This window comes from Alkalibacterium putridalgicola (assembly GCF_040959045.1).
Taxonomy (GTDB): domain Bacteria; phylum Bacillota; class Bacilli; order Lactobacillales; family Carnobacteriaceae_A; genus Alkalibacterium; species Alkalibacterium putridalgicola.
This window is the reverse complement of the sequence record NZ_CP162615.1, coordinates 2,071,411-2,083,764: the sequence shown is the minus strand read 5'-3', so window position 1 is coordinate 2,083,764 and position 12,354 is coordinate 2,071,411. Positions and strand designations below refer to the sequence as shown.

The following is a 12,354-nucleotide window of genomic DNA, read 5'->3' as shown; positions in this document are numbered from 1 at the left end:
TAGTCGCTGAGTACAGTCATCTGCTGTTTGATCGGAATGCATAATGGCGTTTATCTATATTCCGGGCGTCGCACCATTCCGCTGTCTCTCCGCCAATGATCAGATCAGTCTTTTGTAGATCACTGACAGATGTGGCACCAAGCAAAGTCATGATACGTTTTATTTCATCTTTCCATTGAGTCAAAGTCAAAATAGTTTCGTCAACATCATCCAAAGCCATATGCATGATCTGACTGGATAGGCCACTGACAGATGCACCAAGTGCCAAAGCTTTGACGATTTCCATTGGACGTCTGATCCCGCCGGATGCGATGATGGAAGCTTGACTGACACTTTCCTGTGCTTCAAGCAGAGATACCGCAGTCGACTGTCCCCACGCTTCTAAGTCGTCCAGTTTGAAATCTTTTCTACGGTAATTTTCTATCTGAGCAAAATTCGTCCCGCCTTTTCCACTGATGTCGATCAGGCTTACACCGATCGATTCCAGCAATTCGACAGTTTCTCTGGACATGCCAAAGCCGACTTCCTTCACAATAACGGGTACCCCTAACCCCTCAACGATAGACTGTACATTGTCTATCCACTCTGAAAATTCACGGTCACCTTCAGGCATGACGATTTCCTGCGGAGCATTTAAATGAATTTGAAGAGCATTGGCATCAAGCAGATCAACGGCTCGTTTGGCATTTTCCAGACCGTGTCCAGCACCTAGATTGGCAAATACCAGCCCATTAGGATTTGTCTTACGGACGATTCGGAAGGTATCAGCTTGAGACGGATCTTTGAGTGCTGCACTGACTGATCCCGTAGCCATCGCAAGGTCCGTTTCTCTCGCGATCAAAGCGAGCTTTTCATTGACTTTTCCAGTCCACGCACTGCCACCAGACATTGCATTGATGAAAAAGGGAGAGGAAAAATGCAGACCCTCTAAAGTAACGTTCAGAGAGATATCTTTCACATCACATTGAGGGAAAGAATGGTGAACGAAGGAGACATCTTTAAAAGAGGAATCTCCTTTGTCATAAAATTTTTCGGATAACGAGACATGTTCATTTTTTCGGTTATTGGTTTTCGGCATAAGGCACACTCCAGACTTTGTCAATTATGTTTATCATACACGGTAAGAGACAGCGGTTCAATATGACTCGCCCGCCACTCTGAAAAGATGTGCTTTTTCTGCTGGGGGGTCCCAACTAAGGCGATACCACAGTCCCCACCACCGGCTCCAGATGTTTTAGCAGCTGCTCCATTTTTTTCTGCAATACGATTGAGGCGGGCGAGCAGCGATGTTTCTAGAACGATCTCTTTTGCTTGGCTCATCTTAAGCAGGAGCTCACGGTTGTGACGCACAGCATCTTTTATCTGATCACTTTCATCCGTTTTGATTCCTTTTATCAGATCTGCCACGCAGGCCTTACTTTCATTTAAAAAAGCCTGGTAACTTATCTTCTCACGCTCCTGATGGACCGAAGTGACATAGGATTCTGTGGAGGCGGGATGGCCGGTCCAGCCAACGAGAAGCTGAAGAGATGACGGGGCAGGCAAGCGCTCGATCCTAAGTTCCGGCCATGGCTGTCCGATCAGAGCAGAGAGGTTGACCTGATCCAGCTGCCTCTTTATCCAGTGCTTATCCGGACTGGAGTAGGCGATCCAGCCTGTGTAAGCCGCTGCCGCTAGATCTCCCAGTGAACCTCTGCTTTTTAAGGAGACATGAACGGCAGCAGCGAGTTTAAATACTTTTTCATCACTGAGCGTAATGCCAGCAGACTCCAGTAACGCTTTTGCTGCGGCGACTGTCACTGCACCGCTGGACCCCAGCCCGTATTTCCTGCCGTCCGGGCTGTCCAAAGTGCTTTCTATGACCAAGTCATAATAAGGGAGAGCACAACTTTGCTCTATTAAGTATCGTTCGGTCATTTCCATTGTTTTTAAAAGGATATCAGCTTTTTCATTCGCCCCTTCAAGCAGTATCCGCTGACCGTTGCGCCGCCACTGCAGTGTTTCGTCAGATAGAGTCGGGGAAGTGATCGTTCCGGACGGCCCATTGGAAGGGGAGACCGAAACAGTAATGAACCGGTCAACAGCGACGATGACAGCGGGATATCCGGGCTCGACAACGGCATATTCACCGGCAATAAAAAGTTTTCCTGGTGCTTTGTTTTGTGTCTGCTTCATTTCGTCACCTTTCCCTTGTGATTAAAGCTCAGGGCCCGTCACTACGTGAAGCCCGGGGCCGGGTCTCGCTGCAATAAGCTGCGATTCAGTAAAGTTACTAAGTAAATGTGTCCTTATTTCGTCAAGCTGGGACTGTCTGCAGATCAGTTTGACATTTGGCCCGGCATCCATAGTGAAATATACGGAATAACCTTGTTCCCGCAGTGCTCTAACTGAATCCATTGCTTTCACGCTGTCAGGAGACCAGTAGGTAAAGGGCGGTTTTGCCCCCAATGTCGTGGCGTGCATTTTTAAGGCATTCTGTTCTGCGATGACGCCGACTTTATCAATGTCCTGTTTCTTGATAGCCTGTTTCATAGCGTTCAAATCTTCCTCCAGGGAATCCAGCCAGCCCTGATAAAAAGGAGACGTCCGGACAGTCCGTGACATACCTTCGCGGCTCGACACGTCTTTTTTCTTGTCGCTCACCACAATGAACAGCATGCCTATGTCCCAGTCTGCATCGTCTACCGGCACAGCAAAGGAGGTCTCGTCGCTTGACCCTTTCTGCCATTCAGCAAAGCCGCCGTATATGCTCCGTGAGGCCGATCCTGAACCTCTGCGGGCCAGTCTGGAAAGTTCGACTGAAGACAGTTCCAGACCAGCCGCCAGACTGGCTGCACCGGCCAGTGCGGCCAGTCCTGAGGCTGAAGAGGCCAGACCGGCAGCTGTCGGTACGTGATTATAGCTTTCAACTTTCGCTTTTGACCTGATTCCTGCTTTTTCTCTCACTAGATCCAGAACAGTTTTTACTTTTTTCAGCGCTGTAAAATCCTGCAGCATGTCATCCAGATACAGTTCATCGGCTGTCAGTGCATCATCGAATGTGACGCGTGTATCGGTATAGAAAGCGTCCAGTGTTAAAGAAAGCGAATTGTTCATAGGGATGATCAGCTCTTCATCTTTTTTGCCCCAGTATTTGATTAAAGCGATATTTGTGTGTGCGCGTACCCAGTTACTCATTGTTATCTTCTCCTAACGCATGGATCCAGGTATTGACAGCTCCCTGTTCCAAAAGTTTGTCTGCGATGATTTTTGCCTTTTGTTCTGATTGAGCCAAGGCGATCATACAGCCGCCCCGGCCTCCCCCGGTCAACTTAGCGCCTAATGCGCCAGACTGGATGGCCGTCTCGACAAGATGATCCAGTGTGTCGTCACTTACTGTTAACTTCTGCAGCATGCTATGTGCCTGAGTCAGCAGCCTGCCTAAATGTTCCAGAGCATTATGGGCAAGAGCATCTTTTGCCTGCAGGGTAAGCTGACCGATGGTTCTGATCGTCTCCATCGTCTGTTCTGGACGTTCTTCAACGCACCGTGCCACGTCAGCGACCGCTTCACCTGTCCGACCTTTGACCCCAGTGTCTGCAGCAATCAGATAACCGGACAAATGAATAGAAAGGGCTTCAAACGTGCTGCCTTTTTTATAGAAGACAGGGAACTCACTGCCTGTCACTCGGGCATCTATACCGCTGGGATTCCCATGTGCGATTTTCTCGGAAATATCGACATAATAAAGAAGTCGCTCTTTATCCAGTGGCGTATTGAAATAATTGAAAAGTGCTCGAACGAATGCATTTGCAACGGCTGCACTCGAACCCATACCTCTCTCAGCTGGGATACAACTGGTTATGGTGATGGATAAATTTTCCACAGGCTGATCTAAGTCATGGCCGATCGTTTCAAGTAATAGTTTTATATTTGCGAGCACGTCGGGGGCTTCGTTCAAGGGTCCCGAGTAATAACTCGATGCAATCATGGTAAGTGTTTCTGTTTTATTTATTTTTACCTTTACAGGCGCAGCTTTAAAAGGAAAAGCGATCGCCGGCTCACCATAAACAACGGCATGTTCACCGATCAGAATGATTTTACCGTGTGCTTTTCCTGTGGCGCTTTTGTTTAAAGTCTTCATAGAGTCACCTCGAGATGTATAGTTTATATGTATGGTCAAACGGTTAATTTAGAAAACGGCTATTCATAATAAGGACAGAATCATCCTGTTTTCTATTTTATCATAACAGGGGCACTTAAAGATTCGTTAAAGATTAATCCTCCAAGTTTGTCAATGAGTATTGTGAAAGCGGATAGAGATTTGGTAAACTGTGTAAGATAAATACGACGAGAGCGGAGGTAACCGCATGAAAGAATCTGATTCCTTTTATATAATCAACCGCGAAGAGTGGAAAGAGTTAAATAAAAACAAAAAAATGATGCTGACAGACACGGAAGTGGAAGCATTGCGTTCTTTAAACGACAACGTTTCTGTTATGGATGTGAAAGAAATTTATCTGCCTATCCTTGAGATCCTGAATAAATATATCAAGCACTACCATGAAAGACAAGATGAAATAAAACGCTTTTTAAGCAAGCCGCACAAGAAAGATCCCTACATCATCGGGATAGCCGGAAGTGTGGCTGTGGGAAAAAGCACTCTGGCCCGTTTTCTCCAGGCAATGATGGCACGTGCCTATCCAGATCAGAAAGTCAGTCTCATCACGACGGACGGTTTCCTTTATCCCAATGAAGTCTTGAAAGAACGTGGCATCCTGAACCGTAAAGGCTTTCCTGAAAGTTATGACATGCACCGTCTCATCAGTTTCATGGGTGACGTCAAAAGCGGCAGAAGGAACATCGAAGTGCCGCTCTATTCCCACCGTCTATACAATATCGTTCCAGATAAATTTGAAATCATCGACCAGCCTGATATTCTGATCGTTGAAGGGATCAATGTGCTGCAGCTACCGACCAATGAAAAAATCTTTGTCAGCGATTTTTTCGATTTCAGCTTTTATGTGGATGCAGAACCAGCCAAGATCGAGAACTGGTATCTTGAGCGGTTCGGGCTGCTGCTGAAAACGGCCTTCACGGATCCTTCGAACTATTACTATCCATATGCCATTGGAGATAAGAAAGAAGCTTTCGAGATGGCACGCGGTGTATGGAAAAAAGTCAACCTGAAGAATCTGGAAGAATTCATCCTGCCAACCCGTTTTCGGGCGGATATGATCCTGCACAAAACCACCGATCACTTTATCGATCAGCTGCTGCTGAAAAAACATTGATCAGTTTGAGGGGGATTAAAATGAAAAGAGTCTTAACTGCTTTTATCCTGTTGTTCCTGTTCCTTCTTGCCGGCTGTCAGTCTGGAGAGACCTTTGAAGGCACCGTTATCCGTATCGATGATCAGAGTGTTGTTATTGAACCTGCTGAAGGTGAAGACATCAGACGTTCAGGAACCGAAGTGAGCATTTCTGTTGAAGAAGACATGGACCTCGAAATAGGGGATCGGGTAAGGGTCAGGCATGAAGGACCAGTTATGGAAAGCTTCCCTCTACAGATAAATCTTATTGAAATCGAACGCATAGACTGATCAAACCGTCATAAGAGTGTATCGTCCCGGAAAGTATGACGATTTTGTGACTATTGTCATCATAAATAAAAAAGCTTTGGATACAGGATATAAAACACGAGTCACCTGTATTATACTTAAGAAAAAGGAGACGAGGAGATGGCGGATATGGATCAGCAGAGAGAAATCGAACGCTTGAAAAATGAGTTGGAAGCTGTAAAGCGATTGAATAAAGAGCTCCTCAAACTGCAGCAGGATCAGGATTCACTGGAATTTTCCTGGATCGGAAATTTAGGGCATTGGTTCTGGGATTTTAAAGAGAACAAAGTGACCTTCAATCCGAAGAAAGCAGAAGCACTGGGCTTCAAAAAAGAAGAACTTCCGGAGTTTGTGGACTTTCAGTTCTTTACCGATCGTCTGCATCCGGAAGACTACGATTTTGTCATGCAGATGATGCAGAATCATCTGGCAGGAAAAATTCCGGTCTGGGAAGTAAAATATCGTATACAAGCAAAAGACGGGTCTTACAAAACGTATTATGACCGTGGGACAGTCACACAGCGTTCTGAAAGCGGCGAACCTTTGTTTCTGGCCGGTATCGTCTTTGATGTGACAAATTACGAAGCGGAAAAACAGGAACTGATGAAAGAAAACAAAGAATGGGCCCAGCTGTCAAAACAGGATAAACTGACGGGCTTATTCAACCGTTCCAATATCCTTGTGAGGCTGGGGCAAGTCATATCCGACGTCAATAAGCAGAACAAGAAGACCGTATCTATGATCATCCTGGATATCGACAATCTTGAACACCAGAATGCCTTGTTTGGCCCCTTATTTGGAGATGAAGTCATAAAAGAAGCGGCCGGAGTCATAAAAGAAACGCTTCAGCCGGATCAGTTTGCCGGGACGTTCGAGGGCGGAAAATTTCTGATCGTCTTGCCGGATGTCAAAAAGAGAGAAGCGCTTGAAATGGCAGAAGAGATCCGCGTGAAATTTAATGAGCGTGAGTTCAGTGAACCTGCTGAAGTGACGAGCAGTTCGGGGGTAGCTGAATATATGGGGAACGAAACGGTAAGCCAGCTCTTTAACCGTGCAGACAGACTACTATATAAAGTCAAGCAAAATGGAAAAAATGATGTGTTATCCGATTAAAAGAAACATATGATGAGATAACAGGTCATTCCTTATCACTGATCAACCTGTAATAGAAAGCCAGTAGAATGGATGAACGAATAATGAATAGCAAAGTGACGATTCTGGGTATTCCCTTTGATAATATGACACGTAAAGAATTTCTGAAAGCACTATATGAACGACTGAACACAGGACAGAAAACGTTTTTAGTGACCGCCAATCCTGAGATAGTGATGTATGCACGAGACAATCCAGATTACTATCAATTGCTGATGCAGGCAGATTTCATTGCTCCAGACGGTATTGGCATCGTAAAAGCTTCTCATGCGCTGGGTACGCCGATCAAAGAGCGGGTACCGGGATTTGAACTGATGCTGGGTCTTCTGGAAATCGCTGATCTGGAAAAAAAGAACGTCTACTTTATAGGCGCAGAAGAAGAAATCATTGAACTGACGATCTCAGAAGTAAAGAAAAAATGGCCTGACATTAAGATTGCCGGCTATCACCATGGCTATTTCAATCATGCCGATCCTGAAATGATCAAAAAAGTCAAGAAGACCGAGCCTGACATGATATTCGTCGCCTTCGGGTTTCCAAGGCAGGAGAAATGGATCAGTAACTATCTCAGTCAAGTTGACCATGGTATCGCTGTGGGTGTAGGGGGGAGTTTTGATGTCCTGTCGGGCAAAACGAAACGGGCCCCTAAACTCGTGCAGTACTTTCATGTTGAGTGGCTTTATAGACTCATCAAACAGCCATCAAGGTACAAACGCATGTCCGTTCTGCCAAAATTCCTTCAGGAAATCTATAGACAGAAGAAAAAGGATAAAGTTCAATGAAAATTGCACATATCAATGCAGGAAATGAATTTGGCGGCGGGCTCGTACACATCGTTTCGCTGCTTGAGAAGCTGAAAGCTGAACAGATCGATTTGATCGTTTTTGAAGAAGGACCGGTTGCTCAGGCGGCGCGCGAAGCGGGGGTCAGCGTCTACGTTTTTGAACAGAAGAACCGGTTTGATTTGTCTGTCCTGTACCAATTGAGAAGGTTCATCTTGAAACAGGACTATACGATCCTTCATACACATGGACCGCGTGCCAACAGCCTTATGGCATTCCTTTCTCCTTTTTTGACTGTCAAGTGGGTAATAACTGTGCACAGTCACCCTCTGCTTGATTTCAAAGACCGTGGATCCATGGGCAAGATGTTTGAACTCATCCATTTGAAGACATTTAAGCGAGCAGATGGCATTATCACTGTTTCGCATGAAATCAGCACATTTTTAAAGTCACAGGGCATACCAGCCTGCTGCATCAAAGTCATACATAATGGTATCCGATTTTCTGACTCCAAGGAACGATCCGCATCTGTCAGTCAGAAAAGGTTTACCCTTGTCACGGTGGGAAGGTTAACTAAAATAAAAGGGTACGACGTTCTCATGGATGCTCTAAGTGAGTTCACAGAACAGAACTGGCAGTGGGACATTTGTGGAGACGGAGAAGAGATGAATGCATTAAAGAGAAAAGGTGAAGCATACGATCTTATGGACCATCTCAACTTTAAAGGATGGCTGTCAGGTGCTGAGATAAGGGAAGCGTTACGGGAGGCGGATGTTTTTATATTACCGTCTTTGAGCGAAGGCTTTCCGATGATCCTGTTGGAAGCAGCGGATGAAAAGACGCCCGTCATTGCAACGGATGTGGGAGATGTCAGAGAAGTGATCAGAGATGCCAGTATGGGCTGGCTTGTTGCTCCCGGAGATGCGGATGCATTGAAGGACGCTCTGTCAGAAGCTTATGACCTTTGGAAAAAAGATCAGTTAAGTATAAAGGGTCATCACCTGCGAACCTTTGCCTCGCGTTTTTCAATAGAAAAACAGTCTCAGTCTGTCCTTGTTTTTTATAATGAAATCATGGCAGAACACCGGAAATAGAGAAAGTTTCTATTTCCGGTGTTTTGTTTTTTTATATGATATGTATGCGCATACTTCTGTCAGAATCGACGCAGGGAAGCGTGAATTATGATATACTTCAATACAGAGACACCTTATAATGAGGAGGAAAAAAGATGTTACAGACCTATGCAGATGACAGCATGGCATTGCATACTGATTTCTATGAACTGAATATGATCTACACCTACTGGAAAAAAGGGAACCATTTAAATACAGCTGTTTTTGAAGTGTATTACCGGAATAATCCTTTCGATATCGGCTACACTATCTTTGCGGGACTGGAAAGAGTCGTTGATTATGTTAAGAACCTCTCCTTCAGTGAATCGGATATCCAATACTTAAGAGAAGTAAAAGAGTTTCCTGAAGACTTCTTAATGTACTTAGAAAATTGGAAGTTTAAAGGGACGATCCGTGCATTTAGAGAAGGGGAAGTTGCTTTCGCTGATGAACCGCTTATCCAGGTAGAAGGGCCCATTGCAGACTGTCAGCTGATCGAAACAGCTTTGCTCAATATCATCAACTTTCAGACACTCATTGCCACGAAAGCTTCACAAATCAAGAGTGCAGCTGGAGATGATCCTGTCCTGGAATTCGGGGCCAGACGCGCTCAGGAATTTGACGCAGCCCATTGGGGAGCACGGGCGACTTATATAGGCGGGTGTGATGCGACAAGCAACACGAGAGCCGGTAAAATATTCGGGATACCGGCTTCAGGTACGCATGCGCATGCGCTCGTCCAGGCCTACAGAGATGAGTATCAGGCATTTAAGGCCTATGCTGAAACCCATAAGGATTGTGTGTTTTTAGTGGACACGTACCATACTCTGGACTCAGGTGTTCCCAATGCCATACGGGTAGCAAGAGAAATGGGAGATAAAATCAATTTTCTTGGTGTAAGGCTCGATTCCGGTGACTTATCTTACTTGTCAAAACGCGTGAGACAACAGCTGGATCAGGCAGGATTCCCTGATGCAAAGATATATGTCTCTAATGATTTAGATGCAGAAACGATTTTGAACCTTAAAATGCAGGGGGCAAAAATCGATGTCTGGGGAGTGGGTACCAAGATGATCACGGCGTTTGATCAGCCCGCACTGGGTGCTGTCTACAAAATCGTATCGGTTGAAGGTAAAAACGAAACAATGTACCCGACCCTGAAGCTGACCGCTAATGCGTCAAAGATCACGACACCCGGCAAAAAACAGGTCTGGCGGATCCGGTCACATGATAACAAAAAACCTGAAGGGGATTACATCACTCTTTATGAAGAAAGACCTGATCTTCAAGATGAGTTATTCATGTTCCATCCCCAGTACACGTATATAAATAAAACGCTGGATGATTTCCAGGCACGACCACTGCTGCATGATATTATTGTTGACGGCCAGCTTGTCTATGATATGCCTACGCTTGAAGAAATCAAAGCGTATGCCAAGGATAGTCTTTCTGAACAATGGGAAGAACATAAACGACTTTTAAATCCGGAACCTTATCCTGTTGATTTGTCACAGAAACTCTACGATGCAAAAGTGGAAACAATCAAATTGTTCAAAGAGATAGCTAAAGACCAGCCGAATGATCAGTCTATTTTTTAAGCCCTGACTTTAAATGTCAATTATAGAGGAGAGTAGATAAGATATGATATCTGATTTACAGAAAAAAATAGTAGAAGAAATGCACGTTTCACCGACGATCGATCCTGAAAAAGAAATTCGACGATCGATCGATTTCATGAAAGCCTATATGAAGAAGCATCCGTTCCTGAAATCATTTGTTCTGGGAATATCCGGCGGACAGGATTCGACCCTGCTTGGGAAACTGGCTCAAATGGCAGTCGAAGAACTGCGGGAAGAAACAGGGAACCAGGATTATCTGTTTATAGCCGTTCGTCTACCTTATGGCGTGCAGGCGGATGAAGCAGATGCGATGGATGCGATCGAATGGATGCAGCCAGATAAAGTGATGCGCGTAGATATCAAGCCTTCAGTCGACGCCACTGAAAAGAGTGTGGAAGCGAATCTGCTGACTTTGAGCGACTTCAATAAAGGAAATATCAAAGCGCGTGAACGGATGATCATTCAATATGCCATAGCCGGGGATACGAGCGGGGTCGTGTTAGGAACTGACCATTCTGCTGAATCTGTAACTGGTTTCTATACAAAATACGGTGATGGTGGAACGGATATCAATCCGCTTTTCCGTTTGAATAAAAGACAAGGGAAACAGTTACTGATCGAATTGAATGCACCGGAACATTTAGTTGAAAAAGTACCGACAGCCGATCTGGAAAGTGATAAACCCGGTATTGCAGACGAAGTCGCTTTGGGTGTGACTTACCACGACATCGACGATTACCTTGAAGGAAAAGAAATTTCAGAAGAGTCAGCAAAAAAAATAGAACAGTGGTATCTGCAGACACGGCATAAGCGTCACTTGCCAGTAACGGTTTTTGACGAGTTCTGGAAATAAAAAGACGGTCTCCATGCTCTTAAAAAGAGAATGGAGACTTGTTCATGTCGGAGAAACTGGTTTTCAGTTATAGAATAAAAAGGAGGAACACTTTTGATTAAAGTATACATTAACGCACATATATTCACGGGTGAAGGAGAAATCGAAAATGGCTTTATCCGATTCTCCAATGAGATCCTGGATGTAGGTAAAATGGAGCACTATGAAAAAAAGATAGACGAAGAGGAGTCGGATCTTAAAGGAAATTACATCATCCCCGGCTTTATCGATGTTCATAGTCATGGTGGCTACGGTATAGATAATATGGATGCGGATCCAAAAAAAATAAGCGACATGACTTATAAAATGCTGGAGGAGGGGATCACATCCTACTTCCCGACGACTATGACCCAGTCTGATGAAAATATTGAAGCGTCATTGAAAGCAATCAATGAAGCAGCACAGATGAATCCGATGATCCAGGGCATCCATGTTGAAGGTCCTTTCATTTCAAAAGATTTCAAAGGCGCTCAGCCGGAAGAATTTATTCGGCCCGCCCAGCTCGACACGTTGGAAAAATGGCAGAAACTGAGCGGTGAACGTATCCGTCTCATCACTTATGCGCCTGAAACAGGTGATGTGAAAGATTTCGAGACCTATTGTCAGGAAAATGATATTATATTGTCTGCGGGACACTCCGGGGCAACTTATGAACAGCTGAAAGAATCAGGAGCTACGCACATTACGCATCTGTTTAACGGTCAACTGGGACTGCATCACAGAGAAATAGGCGTCAGCGGTTTCGGCCTGCTGGAAGACAATGTAAAGGTTGAAATGATCGTTGATGGTCACCACATTTCCAAGGAAATGGTGAAACTTGCTTACAAAGCAAAAGGTGCCGAGGGTATCGAGCTGATCACGGATTCCATGCGTGCAAAAGGAAGCCCAGAAGGTGAGAGCGAATTAGGCGGACAGAAAGTGATCGTCAAAGACAAACAAGCCCGACTAAGCAACGGATCTCTGGCCGGTAGTGTCTTGACCTTTATCGATGCTTTCAACAATATGATGACATTTACTGAGTGTTCCATGCTTGAAGCAGTGAAAATGAGTTCATATAATCAGGCAAAAGAATTCAACTTGACCACCAAGGGAGAATTGAATCCGAACTTTGATGCCGATATGGTCATTTTGGATAAAGATCATAAACTGCAAGAAACCATTTTAGGAGGAAATATCCATGCATTCAACTAATTCATCC

12 protein-coding genes are annotated in these 12,354 nt (G+C 44.9%); 8 read left to right on the top strand and 4 right to left on the bottom strand.

The window, feature by feature from the left end; genetic code table 11:
* Positions 1-16 precede the first annotated feature (16 nt).
* The 4 genes from fni to mvk are packed head-to-tail and all read right to left on the bottom strand — an operon-like array spanning position 17 to position 4,123.
* A complete protein-coding gene (fni, locus tag AB4027_RS09915) occupies positions 17-1,078 on the bottom strand; it encodes a type 2 isopentenyl-diphosphate Delta-isomerase (RefSeq protein ID WP_368645212.1) in 1,062 nt (353 codons plus the stop codon).
* Positions 1,079-1,098: 20 nt separating this feature from the next.
* The gene (locus AB4027_RS09910) at positions 1,099-2,175 is read right to left on the bottom strand and encodes a phosphomevalonate kinase (protein WP_368645211.1); all 1,077 of its coding nucleotides are present in this window, start codon (positions 2,173-2,175) and stop codon (positions 1,099-1,101) included.
* A gap of 21 nt (positions 2,176-2,196) precedes the next feature.
* A complete protein-coding gene (gene mvaD, locus AB4027_RS09905) occupies positions 2,197-3,177 on the bottom strand; it encodes a diphosphomevalonate decarboxylase (protein ID WP_368645210.1) in 981 nt (326 codons plus the stop codon).
* Positions 3,170-4,123 carry a mevalonate kinase gene (gene mvk, locus AB4027_RS09900; protein ID WP_368645209.1) on the bottom strand — a complete coding sequence of 318 codons (954 nt, stop codon included), beginning with the start codon at positions 4,121-4,123 and terminating at the stop codon, positions 3,170-3,172. The genes mvaD and mvk overlap by 8 nt, the downstream gene beginning before the upstream one ends.
* Positions 4,124-4,349: 226 nt before the next feature.
* Here mvk and coaA point away from each other — a divergent pair, with 226 nt between their 5' ends.
* The 8 genes from coaA (at position 4,350) to nagA (ending at position 12,347) form a co-directional block, all read left to right on the top strand.
* A complete protein-coding gene (coaA, locus tag AB4027_RS09895; protein WP_091488269.1) occupies positions 4,350-5,273 on the top strand; it encodes a type I pantothenate kinase in 924 nt (307 codons plus the stop codon).
* Positions 5,274-5,293: 20 nt separating this feature from the next.
* Positions 5,294-5,581, top strand: coding sequence for a DUF3221 domain-containing protein (locus tag AB4027_RS09890; protein ID WP_368645208.1), 288 nt, complete (start codon positions 5,294-5,296; stop codon positions 5,579-5,581).
* Positions 5,582-5,719: 138 nt separating this feature from the next.
* A complete protein-coding gene (locus AB4027_RS09885) occupies positions 5,720-6,712 on the top strand; it encodes a diguanylate cyclase (protein WP_368645207.1) in 993 nt (330 codons plus the stop codon).
* Positions 6,713-6,795: 83 nt separating this feature from the next.
* A complete protein-coding gene (locus AB4027_RS09880) occupies positions 6,796-7,533 on the top strand; it encodes a WecB/TagA/CpsF family glycosyltransferase (RefSeq protein WP_091488274.1) in 738 nt (245 codons plus the stop codon).
* Positions 7,530-8,627, top strand: coding sequence for a glycosyltransferase family 4 protein (locus tag AB4027_RS09875; RefSeq protein ID WP_091488275.1), 1,098 nt, complete (start codon positions 7,530-7,532; stop codon positions 8,625-8,627). The genes AB4027_RS09880 and AB4027_RS09875 overlap by 4 nt, the downstream gene beginning before the upstream one ends.
* Before the next feature lie 134 nt (positions 8,628-8,761).
* Positions 8,762-10,243: a nicotinate phosphoribosyltransferase gene (locus AB4027_RS09870; RefSeq protein ID WP_368645206.1), complete on the top strand. Its 1,482-nt coding sequence runs from the start codon at positions 8,762-8,764 to the stop codon at positions 10,241-10,243.
* A 46-nt stretch (positions 10,244-10,289) separates the two neighbouring features.
* Positions 10,290-11,117 (top strand): ammonia-dependent NAD(+) synthetase, encoded by an 828-nt coding sequence (gene nadE, locus AB4027_RS09865; RefSeq protein WP_091488340.1) that lies wholly within the window; start codon positions 10,290-10,292, stop codon positions 11,115-11,117.
* Positions 11,118-11,210: 93 nt separating this feature from the next.
* Positions 11,211-12,347: an N-acetylglucosamine-6-phosphate deacetylase gene (nagA, locus tag AB4027_RS09860; protein WP_368645205.1), complete on the top strand. Its 1,137-nt coding sequence runs from the start codon at positions 11,211-11,213 to the stop codon at positions 12,345-12,347.
* The last annotated feature ends 7 nt before the right edge of the window (positions 12,348-12,354 follow it).

What these genes read in the sequence shown, in the direction of transcription:
- fni (WP_368645212.1), bottom strand. Translation starts at nt 1,078, where the DNA reads ATGCCGAAAACCAATAACCGAAAAAATGAACATGTCTCGTTATCCGAA.
- coaA (WP_091488269.1), top strand. Translation starts at nt 4,350, where the DNA reads ATGAAAGAATCTGATTCCTTTTATATAATCAACCGCGAAGAGTGGAAA.
- AB4027_RS09910 (WP_368645211.1), bottom strand. Translation starts at nt 2,175, where the DNA reads ATGAAGCAGACACAAAACAAAGCACCAGGAAAACTTTTTATTGCCGGT.
- mvk (WP_368645209.1), bottom strand. Translation starts at nt 4,123, where the DNA reads ATGAAGACTTTAAACAAAAGCGCCACAGGAAAAGCACACGGTAAAATC.
- AB4027_RS09870 (WP_368645206.1), top strand. Translation starts at nt 8,762, where the DNA reads ATGTTACAGACCTATGCAGATGACAGCATGGCATTGCATACTGATTTC.
- AB4027_RS09885 (WP_368645207.1), top strand. Translation starts at nt 5,720, where the DNA reads ATGGCGGATATGGATCAGCAGAGAGAAATCGAACGCTTGAAAAATGAG.
- AB4027_RS09890 (WP_368645208.1), top strand. Translation starts at nt 5,294, where the DNA reads ATGAAAAGAGTCTTAACTGCTTTTATCCTGTTGTTCCTGTTCCTTCTT.
- mvaD (WP_368645210.1), bottom strand. Translation starts at nt 3,177, where the DNA reads ATGAGTAACTGGGTACGCGCACACACAAATATCGCTTTAATCAAATAC.
- AB4027_RS09880 (WP_091488274.1), top strand. Translation starts at nt 6,796, where the DNA reads ATGAATAGCAAAGTGACGATTCTGGGTATTCCCTTTGATAATATGACA.
- AB4027_RS09875 (WP_091488275.1), top strand. Translation starts at nt 7,530, where the DNA reads ATGAAAATTGCACATATCAATGCAGGAAATGAATTTGGCGGCGGGCTC.